The organism is Salipiger bermudensis (genome assembly GCF_020171625.1).
GTDB classification, from domain to species: Bacteria; Pseudomonadota; Alphaproteobacteria; order Rhodobacterales; family Rhodobacteraceae; genus Salipiger; species Salipiger bermudensis_B.
Genome location: NZ_JAIUZY010000004.1, coordinates 14,306 through 39,852, shown reverse-complemented (window position 1 = coordinate 39,852; position 25,547 = coordinate 14,306). Strand labels below are relative to the sequence as shown.

The window sequence follows — 25,547 nt, the reverse complement described above, 5'->3', positions numbered from 1 at the left end:
TGTGCGTCGAGGGACCTCTATCGATCGCCTCGCCCGGTGTCAGCGTTTCTTTTCGGCCCGGGCGGCGGCGTCGGCGATGTCCTGCGCCCGGCGGTAGGGTGCGGAGCCGCGCGGCAGAAGCCCCAGCGCGCGGTTGGCGTGGATGCCGGCATCGTGCAGGCGGCCCTGAAGCGCGTAGCGCTGCGCGGTGACCTCCGAGGCCATCCCGGTGTTGCCGGTCTTGGCATAGGCCACCGCGAGATCGCGCAGCACCCGGCCATCGCGCCAGTCGCGGTCGCGGGCCTCTTCCAGCGTGCCGAGCGCGGCGCCGTACTGCCCGGCGGCGAGCTGTGCCCGTCCGAGACCGCCGAGGATCTGGGCGTTGCGCGGGGCGAGCTGGCGGGCCTGAGCATAGACCTGCACCGCCGGTCCGGCCTGCCGGCTCTCGAGCAGGATCTGGCCCTTGAGATCGCGCAGGAACGGATCGCTGGGGCGCAGCGCGATGGCGCCGTCGATGGCGCGCAGCGCGCGTTTCAGATCGGATTGCCGGTGCTGGGCCACCGCCTCGGCCATCAGCGCGATGTCCTTGCTCGGCATCCGCTCGAGCCGGCGCAGCGTCCAGTTCGGTGCGCGCAGGAAGGCGGCGAGCTTGGCCCGGGCGCGGGCGAACCAGTACTCGGTCTCGGGGTCGGGCACGGCGCGCGCGCCGGCGGCGGCGACCAGCCCCTGCAGCGCCCGCAGCCTGTCACGGGTCAGCGGGTGGGTGCGGACATAGGGATCCTGTCGCGGGGCCGAGAGCAGCTCCTGTCCGCGAAACAGCTCCTGCACCTCGACGGCGCCGCGCGGGTCGAGCCCGGCATTCACCATGGTGCGGATCGAGCTGATGTCGGCGGCGCTTTCTTCGGCGCGGGTGTGGGACATGAAATTGTTCATCGCCGAGGCCTGCGAGCCCAGCAGGATCGCGGCGGCGGCATCGCCGCTGCCGGTGCTGGCCCCGGCGGCGGCCGCCAGTGCCATGCCGAGCGCCGTGGCGGTACGCGCGTTGCGCATGTTGCCAAGGCGGCGGACGATGTGGCCGTTGGTGATATGCGCCGCCTCGTGCGCGATCACCGCCTGCAGCTGCGAGGAGGTCTCGAGCTTCATAACCAGTCCGGAATGGATGTAGATGGTGCCGGGATCGACGATGAAGGCGTTGAGGCTGTCATCCTTGACCAGCACCACCTCGACCTGAGAGGGGCTGAGCCCGGCGCCGCGCAGCACCGGGGCTGCGACCATCGCCAGCGCGTGCTCGATATCGGCGTCGCGCAGCAGGGTTACGGCGCGCGCGGGCAGGGCGGCCACGAGCAGGGTGGCCACCAGCAGCAGCGCGGCAAACGGACGTGCAACGGCGGCGGACATTGACCCTCCCCGGTAACCTCAATACTCCCGATCCCGAGCCACCATGGGAGAGCAGGATGCGAAACTCAAGCCGCGGCGCGGTCGATCCCTTCATCGTGATGGATGTCATGGAAGCGGCGCGCGCCGCCGAGGATTCGGGGCGCCACATCATTCACATGGAGGTGGGCCAGCCTTCGTCTCCGGCGCCCGCCCGGGCCCGCGCGACGCTGGCCGAGACCATGACCTCCGATCCGCTGGGCTATACCGTGGCGCTCGGTCTGCCGGCGCTGCGCCGGCGCATCGCGCGGCTCTACGGCGAGTGGTACGGCGTCGATCTCGATCCGGCCCGCGTGGTCGTCACGCCCGGCTCGTCGGGGGGCTTCATCCTTGCCTTCACCGCGATGTTCGACGCCGGCGACCGGGTGGCGCTCGGGATGCCGGGCTACCCGTCCTACCGGCAGATCCTCAAGGCGCTCGACCTGGTGCCGGTGGAGGTGCCCGCCAGCCCTGCGAACGGCTACCAGCTCGTGCCCGGGGATCTGAAGGGCGTCGACTATCAGGGCCTGATGATGGCCTCGCCTGCGAACCCCACCGGAACGATGCTCGATCGCGCCGAACTCGGCGCGATGATCGAGACCTGCCACGCTCAGGGCGCGGCGTTTCTGTCGGACGAGATCTATCACGGCATCGAGTACGACAAGCGCGCGGTCACCGCGCTCGAGCTGTCGGACGATGTCTGCGTGATCAACTCGTTCTCGAAGTACTTCTCGATGACCGGCTGGCGTGTCGGCTGGCTGGTTCTGCCCGAGCGCATGGTGCGGCAGGTCGAGCGGCTGGCGCAGAACCTGTTCATCTGCCCCTCGCACGCGGCGCAGGTGGCGGCGCTGGCGGCGATGGAGTGCGGCGACGAGCTGCAGGAGAACCTCGCGGTCTACGCCCGGAACCGGGACCTGATGCTCGAGGGCCTTCCCAAGGCGGGCTTCGACCGCATCGCGCCGCCGGATGGGGCGTTCTATGTCTATGCCGATGTCAGCCATCTGACCGAGGACAGCCGCGCCTTCGCGGCCGAGATCCTCGAGACGGCGGGGGTGGCGGTGACGCCGGGGCTGGATTTCGACCCCGTGCGCGGTCACGCCACGCTGCGGTTTTCCTATGCGCGCAGCACGGCGGATATCGAAGAGGGCCTGTCGCGGCTTCAGGCGTTTATGAAGAACCGTGGGTAAGCCCAAGATTTTTCGACCTAGAAATCTTGGGCGGTAAGAATTTTCGGACGAAAATTCTTGGCTCTCGCGCGGGCTGCGAATCCGGCGCGGGCGTGTTAGCGTGGCGCAAAACAACATGATCGATGGCGGATGAGCAGGATCTTCCTTTTACTGGCGGCGCTCTGTCTGGGCTCCGCGGCAGTCGCGCAGGAGCTTGGCGGGCGCGCGCTGTTTGAGCGTGGCACGCTCGAGGACCGACGTGGCGGCACCGAGCTCAGGCTCGACCTGAGCCAGGGCGTGCCCTGGCGCGCCTTCACACTCACCGAGCCGCCCCGGCTGGTGGTGGATTTCCGCGAGGTTGACTGGCAGGGTGCGAACCCCGAGGACATCGGCCGGTCCGACAGCATCGCGACGCTGCGCGTCGGGCGCATCCGCTCGGGCTGGTCGCGTCTGGTGGCCGAGCTGTCCGAGCCGATGGTGATCGAGCGGGCGGGGATGCACGTCACCGAAAGCACCGGGGAGGCCCGGCTGGCGCTGCGGCTCGAGCCGGCCACCGCCGAGGCCATGGAATCCGCGTCGGGCGAACCGCGCGATCGGCGCTGGGATCTGCCGGAGCCGCGCGCCACCGCGGCGCCGCCGCGCGATCCTTCATCGCCGCTGCGCATCATGCTCGATCCCGGGCATGGCGGCATCGATCCGGGCGCACAGCGCGACGGATACAACGAAGCCGACCTGATGCTCACCTTCGCGCGCGAATTGCGTGATGTGCTGCGGCGCGACGGGTATGCCGTCGAGATGACCCGCGAGGATGATGTCTTCGTCTCTCTCGAGGCGCGGGTGGCGCTGGCGCATCAGGCGGGGGCCGACCTATTCATATCTCTGCACGCGGACGCCATCGAGGAGGGCATCGCCCATGGCGCCACCGTCTACACCCTGTCGGACGATGCCTCGGACGCCGCCTCTGCGGCGCTGGCCGAGCGCCATGACCGCGACGACATCCTCGCGGGGCTCGACCTCTCTGGCGCCGATGACCGCGTCGCCGACGTGCTGCTCGATCTCGCCCGGCTCGACAATGCCCCGCGCAGCACGGCGCTGGCGACGCACCTCGTCGATCGCATCCGCAACGCGGTGGGCACGGTACACAAGCGGCCGCTGCGCCGTGCGGGCTTCTCGGTGCTCAAGGCCGCCGACATTCCCTCGGTGCTGATCGAAGTCGGATTCCTGTCGACCGCACGCGATCTCGACAACCTGCAGGACGAATTCTGGCGCGCCGGCATGGCGGCAGGGATCCGGGACGGCATCGCGGCCTGGGCGCTCGAGGACGCGGCGCTGGCCCGGCTGCGCCGGCAATAGCGCCGGCGCTCCCGGCAGGGCCCTGCCGGAACACCCGCGTGTGTTTTGACCGCGGCCCGTGCAGGGTATAAGGACACGGCAATCTTCAGAGGCGGCCCTTAGTGACTCGGTTCATTCTTTCCTTCTTCGGCGGAATCTTCAGCATCATCACGCTGGGGATCATGATGTTCGCGCTCACCGTGGGCGCGGTGATCTGGATCTATGGCCAGGACCTGCCCAGCCACGAGAGTCTGGCGCAATACACCCCGCCCACGATCAGCCGGATCTACAGCCAAGAAGGTCGGATCATCGACGAGTTCGCGCAGGAGCGGCGCCTGTTCACCCCGGCGGACCAGATCCCCGACCTGGTGAAAGAGGCGTTCATCTCGGCCGAGGACAAGAACTTCTACACCCACCAGGGCTATGACCCGCGCGGCATCGCCGCGGCGGTGATCGACGCGGTCAAATCCCGCGGCCGCGACGTGCGCGGCGCCTCGACGATCACCCAGCAGGTGATGAAGAACTTCCTCCTCGATGGCGACCGTCGCGCCGAGCGCAAGATCAAGGAGATCATCCTCGCCACCCGCGTCGAGCAGGCGCTGAGCAAGGAGAAGATCCTCGAGCTCTATCTCAACGAGATCTTTCTCGGTCAGAACTCCTACGGGGTGACCGCCGCCGCCCAGACCTATTTCAACAAGACCCTGTCGGAGCTTGCGCCGCACGAAGCGGCGTTTCTCGCCTCGATGCCGAAGGCGCCGTCGGACTATCACCCGGTGCGCAACAAGGAGCGTCTTCTGCAGCGCCGCGACTACGTGCTCCGCGAGATGCACGACAACGGCTATCTCTCGGACGAGGTCTACGAGCAGGAGCGCGCCCAGCCGCTGCGCTCGGTCCAGAACGGCGATTTCGAGCCCTACCAGCGCTCGCTGCCGCCGCGCGACTATTTCACCGACGAGATCCGCCGCCAGCTGACCCGCGATTTCGGCGAGGGCGAGTTCTTTTCAGGCGGCTTCAGCGTGCGGGCCACGCTCGATCCCGAGATGCAGACCAAGGCGGCGGAATCGCTGCGCATCTCGCTCGAGAACTACGACCGCAGCCTCGGCCGCTGGCGCGGCACCGGCAAGACCATCGCAGAAGAACAGCTGGGCTCCGAAGAGGCCTGGCGCGAGGCGCTCGCCAACACGTCGGTGGCGCGCGACATCACGCTCGAGAACGAGTGGCTGCCTGCGGTGGTGCTTGAGGTCGGTGACAGCGCCATGCAGCTCGGCATCGAGGGCGTTCCCACCGATGACGCCCGTGGCAATTCCGTGCCGCGCGACGACATCTCGTGGCTGCGCGGCAGCTTCCGCGACAATTTCGAGCGCGGCGACGTGGTGCATGTGCGCGAGATGACTGCTGACCACGACGGCAGCTTCATCCGCTGGAGCCTGCGGCAGGTGCCGCGGGTGCAGGGCGCGTTCATGGCGATGGACGTGCACACCGGGCGCGTGATCGCCATGCAGGGCGGCTTCTCCTACCAGGCCTCGGTGTTCAACCGGGCCACCCAGGCGCAGCGCCAGCCGGGCTCGTCCTTCAAGCCCTTCGTCTACGCCTCGGCGCTCGACTCAGGGTATGCGCCCTCGACCATCGTGATCGACGCGCCGATCGAGATCGACACGCCGCAGGGCGTGTGGCGGCCGAAGAACTCGTCCAACACCTATTACGGCCCGACGCCGCTGCGCACCGGGATCGAGCAGTCGCGGAACCTGATGACCATCCGTCTGGCGCAGGAGGTCGGCATGGACACGGTGGGCCGCTACGCCGAGAAGTTCGGCGTCTACGACCACATGGGCCGCTTCCTGTCGAACGCGCTGGGGGCGGACGAGACCACGCTCTACAAGATGATCTCGGCCTACGCGATGTTCGCCAACGGCGGCGAACGCGTCGAGCCGACGCTGGTCGACCGGGTGCAGGACCGCTACGGCCGCACGATCTACAACCACGAAAGCGCCAAGGGCAACGAACGGGTCTGCGTCGATTGCGCCGAAGGCAGCCTGCCGCCGGGTGTCGGGCCGACGATCCGCAACAACCGCGAGCGCGTCATGGACGCGGTCACCGCCTACCAGCTGACCTCGATGATGCAAGGCGTGGTCGAGCGCGGCACTGCCGCGCGGGTGGTCGATCTGGGCGTGCCCACCGCGGGCAAGACCGGGACCACCAACGACGCCAAGGACGTGTGGTTCATCGGCTTCACCTCGAACATCGTCGCCGGCTGCTACATCGGCTACGACAACCCGAGCCCGCTTGGTCGCGGCGCCTACGGGGCCTCGATGTGCGGGCCGGTGTTCCAGCGCTTCATGACCGAGGCGGTGCAGAAATACGGTGGCGGCGCCTTCGATGTGCCCGAGGCCTGCGAGTTCATCAATATCGACCGGTTCACCGGTGCCCGTCTCGGGCCGAACGCGTCGGGCCCGAACGTGGTGGCCGAATGTTTCCGCCGGGGCCAGGAGCCGCTCTTCGGGGTGCAGCTTGACGGTGGCTGGGCCATGTCGGGCAATTTCGACCTGATCCAGCCCGACGGCACCACTCGGGCGCGCGAGGTCACCACCTCGACCGGGCGCAAGGCGACCGTCGGGCCGAAGGCGAGCTTCGGCACGCTGTCCTCGGGCGGCCTGTACTGAGCTTCCAGCGCGCCGTTTTCGCTGCGTTGGGGGGCTGGATGTCCGTTCGCCTTCGCGAACGGACCGGTTGGGGGGGCGCTGCCCCCCACGCGCGCGGGGCGCGCGTTCCCCCCGAGGTATTTTTGAACCAGAGAAGAGCGGGCGCTGGCGCAGGTTGGGGGACATTGCGCGGGGGCGGTTGGTCTTCCTGGGCGGGTCGCATATGAGGGACAGAGCCTCGTGGCGGGGCCATGCGGGAGGCCGCGACCGGCCTTGCCCGCACACAACGGACGGCGGGCGCTTGAAGGGGAGGCGGCGCTGGTTTATGTCCCCCTGACCACAGTTTTCCCGAAAAGAGACCGCCATGCGTGCCGAGACCCAGAAGAATGTCGAAAAGATCGAGAAATCGCTCGACCTGCTTGGCCAGCGGCTCGACTGGGAGACCGCGCCGCACCGGCTCGAGGAGTTCAATGCCCGCGTCGAGGATCCCAATCTCTGGGACGATCCGCAGGCGGCCCAGAAGCTGATGCGCGACCGCCAGTTCCTCGTCGATGCGATGGAGACCTATAGCTCGATCAAGCAGGAGCTGTCGGACAATGTCGAGCTGATCGAGCTGGGCGAGATGGAAGAGGATGACGAAGTCGTCTCCGAGGCCGAGACCGCGCTCAGGGCGCTGGCCGAGAAGGCCGGTCAGAAGGAGCTCGAGGCGCTGCTCGACGGCGAGGCCGACGGCAACGACACCTTCCTCGAGATCAACGCCGGCGCCGGTGGCACCGAGGCCTGCGACTGGGCCGCGATGCTGCAGCGGATGTATGTCCGCTGGGCCGAGAAGCGTGGCTACGAGGTCGAGCTGCAATCGGAGGAAGCGGGCGCCGAGGCGGGCACCAAGTCGGTGGCCTACAAGATCTCCGGCACCAACGCCTATGGCTGGCTGAAATCCGAGAGCGGCGTGCACCGGCTGGTGCGGATTTCGCCCTTCGGAAAGGGCACGCGCGAAACGTCGTTTGCCTCAGTGTGGGTCTACCCGGTGGTCGACGACAACATCGAGATCGACGTGAACCCGTCGGATATCCGGGTCGACACCTACCGTTCGTCCGGCGCCGGCGGCCAGCACGTCAACACCACCGACTCGGCAGTGCGGATCACCCACATCCCCACCGGCATCGTGGTGACCAGCTCCGAGAAATCGCAGCACCAGAACCGCGACATCGCCATGAAAGCGCTGAAATCGCGTCTCTACCAGATGGAGCTCGACCGTCGGAACGCCGAGATCAACGCCCAGCACGAAGCCAAGGGCGATGCCGGCTGGGGCAACCAGATCCGCTCCTACGTGCTGCAGCCCTACCAGATGGTGAAGGACCTGCGCACCAGCCACGAGACCTCGGACACGCAAGGCGTGCTGGACGGCGATCTCGATCCGTTCATGGGGGCCACGCTGGCGCAGAAGGCGGCCGGCAAGAGCCGCGCCGACGCTCAGGCGGACTGAGATCGGACCGCGCCCCGACGGGGTGCTTGCCGGGTCTTTGAGCGCCCGCTAGTCTTGCTGGCATAATTGCCGGGGCAGGGCGATGAGCGACACGATCATGACAGCGGCCGGGAAAGGGCGCCGCGGCCTGTGGCTGATGGCAGGCCTTCTGGCCCTGTCGTTGCTTTCCGGCTGCGCCGCGGCATGGCGCGCGGACTATCCCAGGCAGCAAAGCGTCGCGTTCACACAGAGCGAGGGCACCCGGCTTGGGCGGCAGGTGAGGGCGCTTGGCGATCCGGGCGATGGGCGCTCCGGCGTGGCGCTGGTGAGCGACGGTCCCACCGCGCTGGCGTTGCGGCTGGGACTGACAGAGCGCGCCGAGCGCAGCATCGACGCGCAGTATTACCTTCTGCATGACGATCCCTCCGGTCATCTCTTCGTCGGCCAGCTGATGCGCGCGGCGGATCGCGGCGTGCGCGTGCGGTTGCTGCTCGATGACATGGATGCGGCGGCCTATGACGACATCCTGTCCGCGCTGGCCCGGCATCCCAACGTGCAGATCCGCCTGTTCAACCCGTTCCCGCGCGGCCTCGCGCGGCCGGTGGTGGCCGCGCTCGAGTTCCTGCGCGTGAACCGGCGTATGCACAACAAGTCGATGACCTTCGACAATGTCGTCACGCTGGTCGGCGGGCGCAATATCGGGGACGAGTACTTCGCCGCCAAGGATGAGAGCAACTACAACGATCTCGACCTGCTGGCGGCAGGGCCGGTGGCCGCCGAGGTTTCCCGGCATTTCGACGACTACTGGAATAGCGAGAAGGCCGTGCCGGTGGCGGCAGTTGCGGGCGACGGGCTGTCGCTCGCCGTGGCACGCGAGCGGCTCGGGCGCCGCGTGCAGGCAGCGCTGCGCACGCCCTACGGTGAGGCGCTGGCGGCGGGGCGGGACTCGTTCCTCCCCGGGGCGAAGACCCGGCTGAACTGGGTTCCGGCGCGGGTGATTGCCGATCCGGTGGAGAAGTCGAGCCGACGGGCGCGCAGTAGTGAAACGGTCACCGGCCAGATCCTGCCTTACATCACCGGCGCGCAGGAGGAACTCTTCGTGTCCTCGGCCTATTTCGTGCCGCGGCGGAAGGGGGTGGACCTGCTTGGCGGTCTTGCGGATCGCGGGGTCGAGGTGACGGTGCTGACCAACTCGATGGACTCGACCGACGTGCTCTCGGTCTATGGACACTATGCGCTGTGGCGCAGCGCTTTGCTCCGCCGGAACGTGGCGCTCTGGGAGCTGCGCGCCGACAGCGCACGGCCCGACCGGGTCCGGCTGGGACTGGACGCGTCCCAGTCCTCGCTACACACCAAGGCCTTCGCCATCGACCGGCGCCATCTTTTCGTGGGCTCGTTCAACTGGGATCCGCGCTCGGTCCGCATCAACACCGAGATGGGCATTCTGATCGACAGTCCCGCCTTGGCAACCGAAGCGACGGATCTGTTCCGAAAGGCCCTCGTCGAGAACGCCTATCGGGTCACGCTGGACGACGACGGCGACCTGCTCTGGCAGGAACGGCGCGATGCCCGGACGCTGGTGCTTCACCGCGGTGAGCCCATCATGTCGCACTGGCGGGCATTCACCAGCCGGCTGTACGGGCTCTTGCCGATCGGCGGGCAGCTCTGACCGCGTCTGGCAGCCGAGACCGCTGGCCTGTCCTCGCGCCGCTTGGGAACATTTCCGCGCGCGGAGATCTTGCGCGGGGCCACGGGGTCCGGGTTACACTCTGACCCGGAGGCGAGGACGTGCGAGAGGGAGGTTCGGGATGCCAGAGACAGGGAGGGGCGCGATGCAAGAGCTGCCGCAGCACGGCGTGCCGCCGCTCGGAGAGGTCAGCTTTTCCACGCTGAAGGAGGCGCTGCGCCGCGGTGGTCGCGACATGCGGCGCGCACCGGGCTTTGCGCTGGTCTTCGCGGGCTTCTACGTGCTGGCCGGCCTGATCATGAGCTGGATCACCTGGGCCACAGGGCAAAGCTACTGGCTGGTGCTGGCGGCGATTGGCTTCCCGCTGCTGGGGCCGTTCGCGGCGGTCGGGTTCTACGACGTGAGCCGCAGGCTCGAGCACGGTCTGCCCTTGGACTGGGCGCAGATCTTCGGGGTCGTGCTGCGCCAGTCCAAGCGTCAGCTGCCCTCGATCTGCGCGGTGATCGTGATCGTCTTTCTGTTCTGGTTCTTCCTCGCGCACATGATCTTTGCGCTGTTCCTGGGGCTGTCGGTGATGACCAACGTCTCCACGAGCTTCGATGTCTATCTCAGCGCGGAGGGGCTGACGATGCTGGGCGTGGGCTCGGTGGTGGGGGCGGGCTTTGCAGCGCTGCTCTACATGATCACGGTGCTGGCGCTGCCCTTGCTGCTCGATCGTGAAGTGGATTTCGTCACCGCGATGATCACCTCGTTCCAGTACGTGCAGGCGCACCCCGTGGTGATGTTCGCCTGGGCCGCGTTCATTGCCGTGGCGACCTTCCTGGCGATGCTGCCGGCCTTCCTGGGTCTCTTTGTCGTGCTGCCGCTGCTCGGTCATGCGACATGGCACCTCTACGACCTCATCAGGTCTGGCGCGGCCCCCGAGGGGGCGGGCGACCCTGTCGCCGCCTGACGCCACGCGGCGCTGATCTCAGACGAAGGGCTCGCCGATCCGCAGCTGCTTGCGGTGGAACGTTGGAAGCTTGTCCTCGGTGACGTAGCCCGCGTTGCGGGCCGTCGCGAGCACCTGGTGCATGTCGTGGCCGAGATACTCATAGACCAGCCGCGCGGCACGCCGTGTGGTCGGGCTCTCGGGCATGGTGCGCAGCGTGTAGCCGACCCAGTAGATCTTGGCGAGCGCCGGAATCCGCGCGAGGTAGTTGAACGAACTGGTGACCGAGTCCCGCCGGCTCACGAGAATTGCCAGCCCCTCCGCCTGCGGCATCACCAACCCGCGAAACTCCCGTGTCGGCGCATCGGTCGACATGCCGTGCATTTCCATCGCGGCTTTCGGCTCGAAGCCACGCAGGAAGGCAAAATTGTCGCGCCGTGAAATTTGCACCAGCCCGACGATGAAGCTGTCCGGATCGGTGAAAGAGGCACGGGAAAACCGGTAAAAGCCCGATGGAAACTCGTCCTCGGCGATTGGAACGACGAGACCGCCGCCGACGAAATCCGCGATATAGGGGTGATGCAGCAGCCCTTTCGGGTCTCCGCCGATCTCATCGACCGGTTCGAGCAGAATGCGCGCATCAACACCGAAGAAATTGCAGATCCGGTGAAGAACGTCTGGACGCGGGAAGCTCTCTCCGGCAAGGTACCGGTTAAATTGAGTACGGTTGATACCCAAGTCGCGGCAAAGTTGCGAAACAGATGCCGAACTTTGTCCGAGCTGACGCAGATTCGCGCCAAAGACGCCTCTCAATTCGGCCGGACTCCGGTGTTTCATGGGTCTGTTTGTCACGACTTGTATCCGGACAGCCGCCAAGGGCCGAAAAATTGTGGCGAAACCTTGTCGTCAAATCAGGGAAAACACACACAAAATTCCCGTCTGACGCCAAGTCGCGTCAGAATTGACGCGCCTTGGCATCAAGAAATATAGAAATTGTCACAAATTGCAACCCAGAGACACGTTTAGCGGAGTGTGATGTGTCCCGAAAATGATCCACCTTGGTTCTCATCGAATTGTTGGGAACGTGAAAATGTCGCAGACGATGTACGGGGTCGTGCTTTGGGCCGACCGCAAAGATCAGAAAGCTGTCATTTGGTGCGAGGATCACGGAGACCTTGCGCTGTATCACGACGCCGAGTCGAACGTGCATGACGGCGTTTCGCTCGACGAAGGCGATCTCATCGAATTCGATCTCAAGCAGGAAGAGAACCTGCGCCTCGCTCATAATCCCCGACGGCTGGCGCAGAATCATTATCCCGGTCTCGCTCAGGCGCTGCGACACGCTGATGCATCCCGAAACACCGGCCCGACGGTGCCAGAAGAGACCGGGAACGTGATCCCTTTCCGGGGTCGCATTCCCGCCTATACGACCGGACCGCTCCGCGCGGTTCACGTAAGCTGATTTCGCGGCAACCACTCACACGCCACTCACGCAGAAACGCCCGGCCTCCGAAAAGGCCGGGCGTTTTTGTGTCTGTCTCTTCGGCATGACCCTGAAGATACGGCCCGGGCGCGCTCTCTGAGCGGTCCGGGCCGTCATTCGTGCGCGGCGAGGGGCTCAGGCGGTGCCGCGCGAGAGGGCCGCGACGCCGGTGCGCGCGACCTGCACGAGGCCCAGAGGGCGCATCAGGTCGGCGAAGGCGTCGATCTTGTCCGGGGCGCCGGTGAGCTGGAAGATGAAGCTTTCCAGCGTCGAGTCGACGACCTGCGCGCGGAAGATATCGGCCAGCCGCAGCGCCTCGACGCGCTTGTCGCCACTGCCGGAGACCTTCATCAGCGCCAGCTCGCGCTCGACCGAGCTGCCTTCGGCGGTCAGGTCGTGCACATCGCGCACCGAGACGATGCGTCCGAGCTGCGCCTTGATCTGCTCGATCACCTGCGGCGTGCCGGTGGTGACGATGGTGATGCGCGACAGGTGGCCTTCGTGGTCGACCTCGGCCACGGTCAGGCTGTCGATGTTGTAGCCGCGGCCCGAGAACAGGCCGATGACGCGGGCCAGCACGCCCGGCTCGTTCTCGACCAGCACGGTGATGGTGTGCGCCTCCTGCACATCCGAGAAGGTCGGGCGCAGGTTGTAGGCCGAATGCTTGGACGAGCCCTTCTTGATCTGTAGCGCGGACATGGTCGTTCCTTTCTGGTCAGAACCCGGCAAGGCGCGGGTCGGCGAATTTGCGCAGCAGCGCGTTCAATAGGATCGGTCCCGCCAAGCCGATGGCGGTGCCGGAGACAAAGTGCAGCGTGGCGTCATCGCTGACGCGCTGCAGCGCCACCCTCGTGGCGGCAGAGAAGATCGTGTGCGCGAGGAAGATCGGCATCGAAAGGATGCCGAGCCACGCGAGCAGGCGCCCCGGCGCGCTGCGGGCTGGCACCAGCCCCGCCAGCGCCGCGCACAGGCACAGGCTCAGAGCGATGGAGACCGGCAGATAGGGGCCGAGACGGTCGGGCAGGTGCGGCACCGTCAGCCCCGCGGCGTCGATCCCGGCAAAGAGCGCGAGCGCGAGACACCCTGCGGCAAACCCGAACCGCGGCAGCGACAGGCGCGCCAGCCAGATGCCCAGGACGAAGACCGCGGCGTGGATCGCGGCCGGGCTGAACAGCACGCCGAAATCGATGCCCGAGAACAGCACCACCGCCAGCACCGCGAGAAACAGCCCGCCCCACGCGACGGTGGGCAGCGGCCTCCGGGGCAGGGCGCAGAGCGGCAGCGCGAGCGCGTGCAGGAGGAACAGCGCCCAGAGGAACCACAGGTGGTTCTGCGGTGGCAGCGGCAGCACCAGCAGCGCGTCGAGGCCGACCGGCGAATTGGCGGCGGCGCCTGCCGCGATCTTGAAGGCGGCAAACACGTAGGTCCACAGCACCAGCGGCCAGAGCAGTCGCAGCACCCGGCTCCAGAGCGCCTCTCCGATCTTCCGCCGCCGCGCCCAGCCCTCGAACGTGTAGCCCGAGAGCAGGAAGAACAGCGGCATGTGGAAGCTGTAGATCAGCTGCTCGACGGTCGCGACGGTGGCGGGATCGGTCAGAATGCCCGATCCCGCCAGCCCCAGCCAGCAATGGCCAACCACCACGAGCACGATGCCCACGCCCTTGGCCTGGTCGAGCCAGGCCACCCGCCCTGCGGCGGGGGTGATGGGCGCATCAACGCGCGTGGCGGTCGCGACCGGGCTCACCTTGGCCTCCCTCCGGCCGTGCGGTCCTCAGACCAGCACGGCGCCCTTGCCGGCGATGGCGTTGGTGGCCTGAGCATCGCCGAGCAGCATCTTGTTGTGCGGCTCACCCGACGGGATCATCGGGAAGCAGTTCTCGTGCTTCTCGACGAGGCAGTCGAAGATCACCGGGCCGTCGTGGTTCAGCATCTCCATGATCGCGTCGTCGAGATCGGCGGGATCCTTGCAGATGATGCCCTTGGCGCCGAACGCCTCGGCGAGCTTGACGAAATCGGGCAGCGCCTCGGACCAGCTCGAGGAATAGCGCTCGCCATGCAGCAGCTGCTGCCACTGGCGCACCATTCCCAGCCGCTCGTTGTTGAGGATGAACTGCTTGACCGGCAGGCGATACTGCACCGCGGTGCCCATCTCCTGCATGTTCATCAGCCACGAGGCCTCGCCCGCGACGTTGATCACCAGCGCCTCCGGGTGCGCGACCTGCACGCCGACGGAAGCGGGGAAGCCGTAGCCCATGGTGCCGAGGCCGCCGGAGGTCATCCAGCGGTTGGGATCCTCGAAGCCGAGATACTGCGCCGCCCACATCTGGTGCTGCCCGACCTCGGTGGTGATGTAGCGATCACGCCCCTTGGTCAGCGCCTCGAGCCGCTCGAGCGCGTATTGCGGTTTGATCGTGGTCTCGGAGCCCTTGTAGGACAGGCACTTGACCTGCTTCCACTCCTCGATCTGGCGCCACCACTTGGCCAGCGCCTCGCGGTTGACCTTGCGACCGCGCGCCTTCCACACCTTGAGCATGTCCTCGAGCACGTGACCCACGTCGCCGACGATCGGCAGGTCGGTCTTGATGACCTTGTTGATCGAGGACGGGTCGATGTCGATATGCGCCTTCTTCGACTTCGGCGAGAACGCGTCGAGCCGGCCGGTGATGCGGTCGTCGAAGCGGGCGCCGATGTTGATCATCAGGTCGCAGCCATGCATTGCGAGGTTGGCCTCGTAGAGACCGTGCATCCCCAGCATCCCGAGCCAGTTCTTGCCGGACGCGGGGTAGGACCCGAGGCCCATCAGGGTCGAGGTGATCGGAATGCCGGTGGCCTCGACCAGCTCGCGCAGGAGCTGGCTCGCCGCCGGGCCGGAATTGATCACGCCGCCGCCGGTGTAGAACACCGGGCGCTCGGCGGTCTCGATCGCCTCGACCAGCGCGGTGATGGTCTCCATGTCGCCCTTGACCTGCGGCTGGTAGTGGCCGACCGGCGCCTTGGGCTTGGGCGTATAGCTGCTGCTGGCGAACTGCACGTCCTTGGGGATGTCGACCAGCACCGGGCCGGGGCGGCCCGAGGCCGAGACGTGGAATGCCTGATGGAGCACCGAGGACAGGTCCGCGGTGTCCTTCACCAGCCAGTTGTGCTTGGTGCAGGGTCGGGTGATGCCGACGGTGTCGGCCTCCTGAAAGGCGTCCGAGCCGATCATGAAGGTGGGCACCTGGCCCGAAAGCACGACGATCGGGATCGAGTCCATCAGCGCATCGGTGAGGCCGGTGACCGCGTTGGTCGCACCGGGGCCCGAGGTGACGAGCGCAACACCGACCTTGCCGGTCGAGCGGGCATAGCCTTCGGCAGCGTGCACCGCGGCCTGTTCGTGACGGACGAGGATGTGCTGGATGTCGTTCTGCTGAAAGATCTCGTCATAAATCGGTAGAACGGCGCCGCCGGGATAGCCGAATACCGTGTCCACACCCTGATCCTTGAGGGCCTGAACCACCATTTTCGCTCCGGTCATCTGACGTGTCATCGCGTGTCTCCGTTTACGACGTCATTCATTGTCTTGCGCACAAAAAAGCCCCCGAGGATTTCGGGGGCGCATGGGGGACCAATATGGTTCCGAGTTACCGGCCCATGCGCCATTTTCCAATGATTACTACTAGACGATCCACGGTGTGGACTCCTTCATTGCGCCGCCGGACCTTAGGAGGATGGGACAGGGGCGTCAACCTCGCAAACCGGCAAAAACACGTGAGCGGGTGAGTTTGTTTTTCCATAAGTTGCTTTTGGATCGGCTTTTGGGACATTTCGGTAAAGAAAACTGCCGTTTCGCGAAATGGGACAGCATCGTTAACCCTTTTTGGGGGGCGCGGACCTCGGTTGAGCAGTGTATCCGGCATGGTTCGGCCTGATCGGCGCGCGGCGTCGGACCCGCGCAGGGCAGGGCGGCGGGAAGGGGGGCGCAGGAACTGCCCTCGGGGCGGTGACCTGATGACGCCAGAGCCGGGCTTTCCGGTCCTTTGCTCGTGGTCAATGTCCACAGGCTCTAGCGCTGGCTCTCCGTGCTTGGAACCCTGACCGCCTTGGCGAGGTAAGTGCTCCCTGCCGCTCGAGCCCATCCGTCGCAGCGCCGACCAAAGGCTGAGCCGCACGCGCGACGCGGCGTCGCGGTCACGCCTCCGCGCGGCTTCGTGAGTTGCGTGAAACACGTTCTCCCGGCACAACGAACAAAACAGGTCAATAACACCGAAGGGAGAGTGACATGGGGTTCTACTGTGCCAACCGCCTGAAATCGGGCCGTGATTTCACCATGGTACGGGCCGGCATCCTGATGGCGCTGCTCGCGGTCGTGCACCTCATGGGCAGCCTGCAGGTCGACGAGGGCGACATTGCGCGCGACGTGCAGGTTCAGCCGCAGGTGATCCCCGCCATTGCGACCTCGGACGCATCCCACCCGCAGGTCGGCCCGCTCATCTGACACCGGATCGCGCCCGCGCCCGCAGCGGTCGGGGCCGATCAACGTCTTTCAGACATTCACCCCGGTGCCTTGCAGCATACCGTGCTCGAGCGCGTAACGCGTGAGGCCGGCGGTTGAGCTGATCCCGAGCTTGCGCTTGATGTTCTTGCGGTGCGTCTCGACGGTGCGCACCGAGATATCCAGCACCTGTGCCACTTCCTTGTTCGACCTGCCCTGCGCCAGCTGCAGCAGCACCGTCTGCTCGCGGTTGGTCAGCTGTTCGCGCCCACCCGACATCACCGGGCGCAGCGCGCCCTCGGCACCGGTGCAGAGATAGCGCTCGCCGGACATCACCGCGTCGATGGCGCGCTTGATCTCGTCGGTGGGCACGTCCTTGAGCACGTAGCCCATCGCCCCGTGGCCGAGCGCGTTCGAGATGTATTCCGGCGTGTCGTGCATCGACAGCACGAGGATACGGGTCTCGGGCCGTTGCTCGAGGATCATCTCGGTCGCCGACAGCCCGTTCAGCCCCGGCATGTTGAGGTCCATCAGGATCACGTCCGGCGCCAGCGCCTCGAGCCGGTCGATCACTTCCTGTCCGCCCGACAGCGTGGCCGCGACTTCGATGTCGTCATAGCTTTCGAGGATGGCCTCGATGCCTTCGGCCACGAGCGGGTGATCGTCGACGATGACAACTCGGGTGGGACGGGTCATGCGCGTGCCCTCGGCGGGTTGGCCGCCCCGTCTTCGGGGGGCAGCAGGTGGGACAGGGGGATCTGGGCTTCGATAACCGTGCCCGAGCGCGAGGACAAGACGCGCAGGGTGCCGCCGAGCTGATCCATCCGCTCCTGCATGTTGCGCAGCCCGATCCCCGCGCGTCTGTGGCTTTCCTCGGGGGCTATGCCGCAGCCGTTGTCCGAGACCCGCAGCGTGGCGCCGCGGCGATGGCCGCGCAGGTCCATCTCGACCTGGCTGGCGCCGGAATGGCGCTCGATATTGGTCAGGGCCTCCTGCGCGATGCGGTAGAGCGCGATGCGGCCCTCCTGATCGATGCGGTTGCGGAACACCACGGTCTCGAACCGCGTCTCGATGCCGGTGCGGGTGTGGAAATCCTCGGTCAGGGTCTTCAGCGCCGGGCCGAGCCCGAGATCGTCGAGGGTTCCGGGCCTCAGGTCGCGGCTGATCCGGCGCACCTCCTGAATGGCGCCGGAGAGGTTTTCCTGCCCGCGCTCCAGCGCCTGCTCGGCGCGGGCGTCCCCGGTGGCGAGCCGGCGCCGCGCGATGTCGAGGGCGTATTTCACCCCCACGAGGATCTGGCTGATGCCGTCATGCAGCTCGCGCGCGACCCGGCCGCGCTCTTCCTCCTGCGCGTCGAACACGCGCTGGGTCAGTTCCTTCAGCTTGGCATCCGCCAGCCGCCGCTCGCGCAGGTTCATCATCAGGCCCGAGAGGAACACGGTGAGGAGGGCGATCAGCGTGATGCCCCCGATATAAAGGAAGGTCCGCCGGACCCGCGCCTCGACCCCGGCGCGCGCCAGCGCCACCTCCTCGACGATGTCGTCGATCCAGACGCCGGTGCCAACGGCCCATTGCCAGTCCTGAAAGCCCAGAACGAAGGTGATCATCCGCGCGTCCTCGCCGGTCGAGGGCTTGGGCCAGAGATAGGTGTGATAGCCCGACCCCTCCCGCGCGATCTCGATCAGCCGGTCGGTGATCGGCGTGCCCTCGCTGTCGGTGAGGCCAGACCAGTCCTTGCCGATCATCGAGGTGCGGCGCGGCGACACGAGGTTGGTGCCGTCGTAATCGTAGACGAAGAACGAGCCGTCCTCGCCATAGATCATCGCCGCGAGGATCTGCGCCACGCGGGTCTTGGCCTGCGCGTCATCCGGGGCGGCGTTGCCGTAGATGAAATAGAAGCCGTTGCGCGCCTGCGTGACGTAGTTGCGCAGCTCCTGCTTCTTGGTCTCGATGAGGGTGGTCTCGAGCGCCCGGATCTCGCGCTCGGCCACGGCGCGCGACTGCCACGCCACCACCGCCGCGATCGCCGCCGCAGCGAGGATCAGCGGCACGGAGGCGAGCAGGAACAGGATCTGTCCGTAGCTTGGGCGCAGGCGGTCGGGAATCGCGGGCATGGCTTTCGATAAACGGTGATTCGGGTCCGATCAAACCACGAAACCGAAGGCTGACCCACTGGCGCGGGTATCAAATGCCCGGTTTGCGGGTCTTTGGCGCAAGATTGCTACCGGTATCCGTAGCAATGGGTATTTGCGCGGGGGACTTCACGAACTAGTGTGGCCGGACTTAACGATCCGCGCGGGTCGGAGGAGCGGCGCGCGCAACAAATACCATGGGAGGATATTCATGGATCGTCGTTCCTTTCTGAGGGCCACCACTGCAGGCGGCGCTGCCGCTGCCGCGACCTCGCTGGCCGCCCCGGCCTATGCGCAGGGCAAGCGGACCCTGACCCTCGTGACCACCTGGGGCCGTGGCCTCGCCGGCGTTCACGACAGCGCACAGTACTGTGCCGACCAGATCACCGCCGCCACCGATGGCGCCCTGACCGTCGATGTGAAGGCCGCCGGTGAGCTTGTCGGCGCCTTCGAGGTGTTCGACGCGGTTTCTGCCGGCCAGGCCGACATGTATCACGGCGTGGACTACTACTTCCTTGGCCAGCACCCGGCTCTGAGCCTGTTCAGCCAGGTGCCGTTCGGCATGAACTTCATGGAATACGCCAACTGGTTCTACCATGATGGCGGCCGCGAGCTCTGCGACGAGCTGTACTCGATCTTCGGGCTCAAGGCGTTCCCCGCCGGCAACACCGGCCCGCAGTCGGGCGGCTGGTTCGCCAAGGAGATCAACTCGCCGGAAGACTTCCAGGGCCTCAAGTTCCGGATGCCGGGGCAGGGTGGCCAGGTGCTGGGCAAGCTCGGCGCCTCGGTGCAGAACCTGCCGGGCGCGGAAGTGTACCAGGCGCTGTCCTCGGGCGCGATCGACGGCACCGAGTGGATCGGTCCGTGGGCCGACGAGAAGGCCGGCTTCCAGGAGATCACCAAGATCTACTACACCGCAGGCTTCCACGAGCCGGGCCCGAACCTTAACCTGACGATGAACCTCGAGGTCTACGAGAGCCTGACCCCGGCGCAGCAGACCATCGTCGAGCAGGTCTCGCGCGCGTCCAACATCTGGACCATGTCGCTGTTCATGGCCAACAACTCGGCCGCGCTTCAGCGCCTGCAGTCCGGTGGCGTGACCCTGATGGAATTCCCTGACAGCGTCTGGGATGCCTTCGGCGCCGCCGCCAAGGAAGTCATGGAAGAGCCGATGGGCGACGAACTCTATAAGAAGGCCTACGACAGCTACATGGCGTCGCTGGAAAGCTCGGCCAATTGGGGCAGCCGCTCGGAAGGCGCGTTCTCGGCCCAGCGTAACCGCGTCATGGGTCTCTGAGACTCCGCTGAGGCAAGATCGGCGCTCCCGCCTCGGGCGGGGGCGTCATCGCTTTTCGACAAGACACCTGCGCCGCGGCGCTCCCCGGGACGGAGCGCGGCCGGCAGGACGCAATACACCGCAAGAGACAGGGGCACAGGTCATGGAAGAGGCGGCCACCGGCGGAGCGTTCAGTGCAATTCTGGGCGGCTTGGGCTGGTTTTTCGGCAATATAGCCATGTCCTTCTACAATCTTGGCTACGCACTGACGCATCCGTCGAGCTGGCTGGACTGGTCGGACAAGGAAGCGATCATGCGGTTCGTGTATTACGGCGCATCGGTCGAGTTCTTCTTCATCGTTTTCACCACCTTCCTGGTGCTCACCGGCATCGGCATGTGGCGCAACGGCTTCATGTGGGCGCTGGTGCGCGGCTGCGAGGCCTTCGGCAACACCGTGGGCCGCATCGCCGCGTGGGCCGGCCTCATCATGGTGCTGCAGCAGGTGGTGATCATCTTCGTGCAGCGCATCTTCGCCCGGCCCGACATCTCGTTCGGCTTCGGCCTGCCGGTGACCTTCGATGTCAGCTGGTGGTCGGAAGAGCTCAAGCTCTACAACGCCATCGTGGTGACGCTGTGCCTGGCCTACACCTTCATCCAGGGCGGGCACGTGCGCGTCGACCTGATCTACGCGCCGGTGAAATACCGCACCAAGAAGATCATCGACATGTTCGGCAGCCTGTTCTTCATGATGCCGATGGCGACGCTGATGTGGCTCTACTCGTGGTTCTTCCTGTGGCGCCACCTGATCGTGCCGAACCCCTCGGCCTCCGAGACCCTCGAACGTCTGGTGATGAAGGCCCGCGCGCTGCGCTGGAACGTCGAAACCATCGCGTTCAGCCCCAACGGCTTCTCGGCCTACTTCCTCTTCAAGATCCTCATCGTCGCGATGTGCGCCTTCATCTTCCTGCAGGCCGCGACCTTCTTCTGGCGGTCCTACCTCGAGTGGAAGGAAGGCCCGGAGAGCGAGGGAAAATACCACGATCACGATTGGGTCGAGCCAGGCGAAGAAGCCTACGACCACGCCGAATTCTGAGAGGGACACAGTAAATGCTATTCGGACTCGATGGCGTCGAGATCGGCCTGATCATCGTCTTTCTCACGCTCTTCTCCGCGATCCTCTCGGGCTTCCCGGTGGCCTTTGCCATCGGCGGCGCCGGGGTGATCTCGTTCTTCATCATCGCCGCGCTCGACAGTGCCGGCCTGCTCATTCACCAGGCGATCGACAGCGGCTCGGAGGCCTATCGCAGCCTGGTCGCGTCCGGTGTGCGCGAGGACTCGATCTCGATCTTCCGCTACCCGGACCTGCCGCGCTATGACATGCCGGTCTTTGCGCAGGGCTGGGAGGTCGCGCTCGACCGCAACGTGTCGTTCATCGTCAACCGCGTGAACGAACGCGTCATCGCGGGCGCCAGCATCGAGACACTGCTCGCGGTGCTGATGTTCGTGATGATGGGCATCGTGCTCGAGCGGTCCAAGATCGCCGACGACCTGCTCAAGACCATGGCGCGGGTGTTCGGCCCGCTGCCCGGCGGTCTTGCGGTCTCGATCGTCGTGGTGGGCGCCTTCCTCGCCGCCTCCACCGGCATCGTCGGCGCCACCGTGGTCACCATGGGCCTGCTGGCCCTGCCAACCATGCTGCGCAACAACTACTCGCCCGAGCTGGCCACCGGCGTCATCGCCGCCTCCGGCACGCTGGGGCAGATCATTCCGCCCTCCATCGTGATCGTGCTTCTGGGCACGCTGGCGGGCGATCTCTACTCGACCGCGCAGGAAGCCCGGGCGCAGTCCATGGGCTGCACCGACGCGCTGACCTATCTCGGCGAGCCGGCGGTGGTCTCGGTGGGCACGCTGTTCCAGGCGGCGCTGCTGCCCGGCATCCTGCTGGCCGTGCTCTACGCGCTCTACGCCTTCGGCTTCGCGATGCTGAACCCGTCCAAGGCACCGCCGGTGCGTGGCTCGGGCAGCATGGGCGAGCCGGTGACCCGCGGCGAGGCCTTCACCTGGTATCTCGGCGTGCCGCTGCTGCTCATCGTGGCGACCATCGGCTTCAGCCAGATCAACGTGGTGGGCAGCCAGTCGACCGTGATCTCGAGCTTCTCCGAGGCCGGCCAGTCCGCCAGCCTGCGCACCAACGTGGGCGAGCAGTGCCAGGCGGCGATGATCGAGCTGCACGGTCAGAGCGCCTGGGACGACGCCGTCGCCCAGCAGGCCGAGATCGATGCCGCGGGCGGTGTCGACACCGGCCACCGGCTCTCGGACGAGGAGCGCGTCGCCGCCACCGCCGCCAAGATCGCGGGCGCCGCGCCCATCGGCACCGGCATCGCGATCCTGACGGTGTTGCTCGGCATCGTGCTGGCCTGGGGCCGGGCGGTGTCGCCCAGCTCCGAGCCACTGCCGCTTCAGATCGGCGCCGCCGGTCTGGCGCTGGGGCTGGTGGTCGATGCGCTGTTCATCGGGCCCACCACCTCTTCGGGGGTGACGGTTCTGCTGATGGCGGTGCCGTGGCTGCTGGCGCTTTACGGCTGCAAGCACGCGGCGCAGCGCCTGTCGCACAACGAGCTGATCCGCGTGGTCTTCCCGCCGCTGGTCCTGATCGTGGCGGTGCTGGGGTCGATCCTCGGCGGCATCACCAACCCGACGCCCGCGGCGGCGCTCGGGGCGGCCGGTGCCATCATGCTCGCGGCCTACCGCAAACTGCGCGAGGAGGACCGCTCGCCAAAGATCATCCTGTGGTCGACCTTCGCGGTGATCATCATGATCCTCGTCGGCAGCAACTTTGACCTGCGGGTCAATGCCGAGGAGGTCAGCGCCGAAAGCTGGATCGCCTTCATCGTGGCGCAGGCGGCCTATCTTTACGCGCTGTTCGGCCTGTTCTTCGCCTGCTGGGTGCTGTTCAAGGCCGGCGTGCTCGGACCGGCGGTGCGCGAGACGGCGAAGGTCACCTCGATGGTGTTCACCATCCTCGTGGCCTCGCAGCTGCTGAACCTCGTGGTGATCGCCTTCGGCGGCGAGCACTACATCCAGCAGTTCCTGCAGAGCTTCGACAACGAGCACAAGGTGTTCCTCGTGGTGATGCTGGTGCTGTTCATCCTGGGCTTCGTGCTGGACTTCCTCGAGATCATCTACATCGTGGTGCCCATCGTCGGCCCGGTGATCTATGGCGGCTCCTTCGATCCCAAATGGGTGACCATCATGATCGCGGTGAACCTGCAGACCTCGTTCCTCACGCCGCCCTTCGGCTTCGCGCTGTTCTATCTGCGCGGCGTGGCCCCGGCGAGCGTCACCACGGGCCATATCTACCGCGGCGTGCTGCCCTTCGTGGCCATCCAGGTGGCGGGTCTGGCGCTGCTGTGGTTCCTGCCGGGCATCGTGACGATCGTTCCGGACCTGATCCCGAACTGATGGAAGATCCTCCGGCGAAAGAAAAAGAGCGGGCCCTCGGGTCCGCTCTTCTCGTTTGGATCACAGGTGTCTTGTGCGGGCAGGGGGGCGCTGCCCCCCCGTCGCGTGCCGCGCCTCCCCCCCGGGATATTTTCGGCCAGAAGAAACACGGGCGCGATCAAGCGCCGGCAGGTCTTCTTCTGGCCACAAATATCCCCGCCGGAGGCAGGCCGGACCGCGGGGCCGAGCGTGCCTCCGGGGCAGGGAGGGCCGGCTCAGACCACCACGGCGGCGCCGTTCGAGGCGAGGCCGACATTCTGGCGGAAGGCCTCGAAAAGCTCGCGCCCGACGCCGTGGCCGTTGCCCTCGAGATCCGCCGTCACCGGCTCGCGGGTCTCGAAATCCTCCGCCAGGCAGGTGATCTCGCCCGCCACCGCGTCGACGCGCACCAGGTCGCCGTCCCGCAGACGGGCCAGCGGGCCGCCCTTGGCCGCCTCGGGCGAGATGTGGATCGCGGAGGGCACTTTGCCCGACGCGCCGGACATGCGGCCGTCGGTCACCAGCGCCACCTTCAGACCGCGATCCTGCAGCACCGCCAGCGTCGGCGTGAGCCCGTGCAGTTCGGGCATGCCGTTGGCCGAGGGGCCCTGGAAGCGCACCACCACGATGGTGTCCTCGGTGAATTCTCCGGCCTTGAACGCCGTCTTCACCGCCTCCTGATCGTGGAAGATCCGGGCCTTGGCCTCGATCACGTGGCGCGAGGGGTCGACGGCAGAGGTCTTCATCATGCCGTGGCCGAGATTGCCGGCAAGCTGCTTGAGCCCGCCGGTCTTCTGGAACGCATTCGAGGCCGGGCGCAGGATCTTGTCGTTCTGGGTCTCGCGGGGGGCATCCTCGTAGACCACGCTGCCGTCCTTGAGCTTGGGCTCCTGCGTGTAGCGCGACAGCCCGTCGCCGGCGACGGTGCTGACATCCTCGTGCAGCAGCCCCGCATCGAGCAACTCGCCGATCAGGTATTGCAGACCGCCGGCGGCGTGGAAGTGGTTCACGTCGGCCAGCCCGTTGGGATAGACCTTCGCCATCAACGGCGTAACCGAGGAGATCGCCTCGAAATCCTCGAGCTCGAGCTCGATCCCCGCCGCGCGCGCCATCGCCGGCAGGTGCAGCACGAGGTTGGTCGAGCCGCCGGTGGCCATCAGGCCCACGATGCCGTTGACGAAGGCCTTGGCGTCGAGGATGTCGCAGACCGGGCGGTACTCGTTGCCGAGCTTGGTGATCTCCAGCGCGCGGGTGGCGCCGGCCACGGTCAGCGCGTCGCGCAGCGGCGTGTTGGGGTTGATGAAGGAGGCGCCCGGAAGGTGCAGCCCCATGAACTCCATCAGCATCTGGTTCGAGTTGGCGGTGCCGTAGAAGGTGCAGGTGCCCGGCCCGTGATAGGAGGCCATCTCGGCCTTCATCAGCGCGTCGCGGCCGACCTCGCCGGTGGCGTATTGCTGGCGCACGCGGGATTTCTCGTCGTTCGGCAGGCCCGATGTCATCGGGCCGGCGGGCAGGAAGATGCCGGGGATGTAGCCGAAGGTGGCGGCGCCGATCACCAGCCCCGGTACGATCTTGTCGCAGACGCCGAGGTAAAGCGCCGCGTCGTAGGTGTTGTGCGACAGCGAGACGCCGGTCGCCAGCGCGATCACGTCGCGCGAGAACAGCGATAGCTCCATGCCGACCTGGCCCTGCGTGACCCCGTCGCACATTGCCGGCACGCCACCCGCCACTTGCGCGGTGCCGCCGCCGGCGCGGGCCGCGTCGCGGATGATCTGGGGGAAGCGCTCGAAGGGCTGATGCGCCGAGAGCATGTCGTTGTAGGAGGTCACGATGCCGATATTGGGGGCGCGGCCTTCGGCCAGCGCGCCCTGATCCTGCCCCATGGCGGCATAGGCATGGGCCTGGTTGCCGCAGGTCAGATGCGCACGGCGCGGGCCTTCGTCGGCGGCGCGGCGCATCCGGTCGAGATAGGTGGCGCGGCGGGTCTCGGACCGGGCCTCGATGGCCTCGGTAACCTTCGCGATCGTGGCGTCGAGCGGCATGAAAGCTCTCCCTTTGACTGGCCGTCCCGCCCGGATGGCGAGACATCGCTG

The 25,547-nt window shown here is 66.7% G+C and carries 19 protein-coding genes; 11 read left to right on the top strand and 8 right to left on the bottom strand.

What is annotated here, in order from left to right; all coding sequences use genetic code 11:
- Window positions 1–39 precede the first annotated feature (39 nt).
- A complete protein-coding gene (locus LCM15_RS06725; protein ID WP_224854680.1) occupies window positions 40–1,377 on the bottom strand; it encodes a M48 family metalloprotease in 1,338 nt (445 codons plus the stop codon).
- Window positions 1,378–1,433: 56 nt separating this feature from the next.
- Here LCM15_RS06725 and LCM15_RS06720 point away from each other — a divergent pair, with 56 nt between their 5' ends.
- From LCM15_RS06720 to LCM15_RS06695, 6 genes are all read left to right on the top strand, one after another.
- Complete coding sequence (locus tag LCM15_RS06720; protein ID WP_224854677.1) at window positions 1,434–2,579, top strand: pyridoxal phosphate-dependent aminotransferase; 1,146 nt, start codon at window positions 1,434–1,436, stop codon at window positions 2,577–2,579.
- A 129-nt stretch (window positions 2,580–2,708) separates the two neighbouring features.
- Window positions 2,709–3,911 (top strand): N-acetylmuramoyl-L-alanine amidase, encoded by a 1,203-nt coding sequence (locus tag LCM15_RS06715; RefSeq protein ID WP_224854675.1) that lies wholly within the window; start codon window positions 2,709–2,711, stop codon window positions 3,909–3,911.
- A 101-nt stretch (window positions 3,912–4,012) separates the two neighbouring features.
- Window positions 4,013–6,550, top strand: a complete 2,538-nt coding sequence (locus tag LCM15_RS06710; RefSeq protein ID WP_224854672.1) for a penicillin-binding protein 1A — start codon at window positions 4,013–4,015, stop codon at window positions 6,548–6,550.
- A gap of 343 nt (window positions 6,551–6,893) precedes the next feature.
- Window positions 6,894–8,015 (top strand): peptide chain release factor 2, encoded by a 1,122-nt coding sequence (gene prfB / locus LCM15_RS06705; RefSeq protein WP_224854670.1) that lies wholly within the window; start codon window positions 6,894–6,896, stop codon window positions 8,013–8,015.
- An 82-nt stretch (window positions 8,016–8,097) separates the two neighbouring features.
- Window positions 8,098–9,663, top strand: a complete 1,566-nt coding sequence (locus LCM15_RS06700; protein ID WP_224854667.1) for a phospholipase D family protein — start codon at window positions 8,098–8,100, stop codon at window positions 9,661–9,663.
- A gap of 163 nt (window positions 9,664–9,826) precedes the next feature.
- Window positions 9,827–10,633: a DUF2189 domain-containing protein gene (locus LCM15_RS06695; protein ID WP_224854664.1), complete on the top strand. Its 807-nt coding sequence runs from the start codon at window positions 9,827–9,829 to the stop codon at window positions 10,631–10,633.
- An 18-nt stretch (window positions 10,634–10,651) separates the two neighbouring features.
- Here LCM15_RS06695 and LCM15_RS06690 read toward each other — a convergent pair whose 3' ends face one another.
- Window positions 10,652–11,449 (bottom strand): helix-turn-helix domain-containing protein, encoded by a 798-nt coding sequence (locus tag LCM15_RS06690; protein WP_224854661.1) that lies wholly within the window; start codon window positions 11,447–11,449, stop codon window positions 10,652–10,654.
- A 253-nt stretch (window positions 11,450–11,702) separates the two neighbouring features.
- Here LCM15_RS06690 and LCM15_RS06685 point away from each other — a divergent pair, with 253 nt between their 5' ends.
- Entirely contained in the window at window positions 11,703–12,074 is a 372-nt protein-coding gene (locus LCM15_RS06685) for a cold shock domain-containing protein (protein ID WP_224854659.1), read from the top strand.
- 156 nt (window positions 12,075–12,230) lie between these two features.
- Here the strand turns inward: LCM15_RS06685 and ilvN are convergent, their stop codons facing one another.
- The 3 genes from ilvN to LCM15_RS06670 are packed head-to-tail and all read right to left on the bottom strand — an operon-like array spanning window position 12,231 to window position 15,621.
- Window positions 12,231–12,794 carry an acetolactate synthase small subunit gene (gene ilvN, locus LCM15_RS06680; protein ID WP_224854656.1) on the bottom strand — a complete coding sequence of 188 codons (564 nt, stop codon included), beginning with the start codon at window positions 12,792–12,794 and terminating at the stop codon, window positions 12,231–12,233.
- 16 nt (window positions 12,795–12,810) lie between these two features.
- On the bottom strand, window positions 12,811–13,839 hold the full coding sequence (locus LCM15_RS06675; protein ID WP_224854653.1) for an acyltransferase family protein: 1,029 nt from the start codon (window positions 13,837–13,839) through the stop codon (window positions 12,811–12,813).
- Between the two features lie 27 nt (window positions 13,840–13,866).
- The gene (locus tag LCM15_RS06670; RefSeq protein WP_224854650.1) at window positions 13,867–15,621 is read right to left on the bottom strand and encodes an acetolactate synthase 3 large subunit; all 1,755 of its coding nucleotides are present in this window, start codon (window positions 15,619–15,621) and stop codon (window positions 13,867–13,869) included.
- A 732-nt stretch (window positions 15,622–16,353) separates the two neighbouring features.
- Between LCM15_RS06670 and LCM15_RS06665 the strand changes: the two genes are divergently transcribed.
- The gene (locus LCM15_RS06665; protein WP_224854647.1) at window positions 16,354–16,569 is read left to right on the top strand and encodes a hypothetical protein; all 216 of its coding nucleotides are present in this window, start codon (window positions 16,354–16,356) and stop codon (window positions 16,567–16,569) included.
- A gap of 48 nt (window positions 16,570–16,617) precedes the next feature.
- Here LCM15_RS06665 and LCM15_RS06660 read toward each other — a convergent pair whose 3' ends face one another.
- Together LCM15_RS06660 and LCM15_RS06655 are read right to left on the bottom strand one after the other, a co-directional pair.
- Entirely contained in the window at window positions 16,618–17,262 is a 645-nt protein-coding gene (locus LCM15_RS06660; protein WP_224854644.1) for a response regulator transcription factor, read from the bottom strand.
- The gene (locus tag LCM15_RS06655) at window positions 17,259–18,680 is read right to left on the bottom strand and encodes a cache domain-containing protein (protein WP_224854641.1); all 1,422 of its coding nucleotides are present in this window, start codon (window positions 18,678–18,680) and stop codon (window positions 17,259–17,261) included. The genes LCM15_RS06660 and LCM15_RS06655 overlap by 4 nt, the downstream gene beginning before the upstream one ends.
- 229 nt (window positions 18,681–18,909) lie before the next feature.
- Between LCM15_RS06655 and LCM15_RS06650 the strand changes: the two genes are divergently transcribed.
- The 3 genes from LCM15_RS06650 (at window position 18,910) to LCM15_RS06640 (ending at window position 23,436) form a co-directional block, all read left to right on the top strand.
- Window positions 18,910–19,995, top strand: coding sequence for a TRAP transporter substrate-binding protein (locus LCM15_RS06650; RefSeq protein ID WP_224854639.1), 1,086 nt, complete (start codon window positions 18,910–18,912; stop codon window positions 19,993–19,995).
- A gap of 142 nt (window positions 19,996–20,137) precedes the next feature.
- Window positions 20,138–21,067 carry a TRAP transporter small permease subunit gene (locus tag LCM15_RS06645; protein ID WP_224854636.1) on the top strand — a complete coding sequence of 310 codons (930 nt, stop codon included), beginning with the start codon at window positions 20,138–20,140 and terminating at the stop codon, window positions 21,065–21,067.
- Between the two features lie 14 nt (window positions 21,068–21,081).
- Window positions 21,082–23,436, top strand: coding sequence for a TRAP transporter large permease (locus tag LCM15_RS06640; RefSeq protein WP_224854634.1), 2,355 nt, complete (start codon window positions 21,082–21,084; stop codon window positions 23,434–23,436).
- Between the two features lie 254 nt (window positions 23,437–23,690).
- Here LCM15_RS06640 and edd read toward each other — a convergent pair whose 3' ends face one another.
- Window positions 23,691–25,496: a phosphogluconate dehydratase gene (gene edd, locus LCM15_RS06635; RefSeq protein ID WP_224854631.1), complete on the bottom strand. Its 1,806-nt coding sequence runs from the start codon at window positions 25,494–25,496 to the stop codon at window positions 23,691–23,693.
- Between the last annotated feature and the right edge of the window lie 51 nt (window positions 25,497–25,547).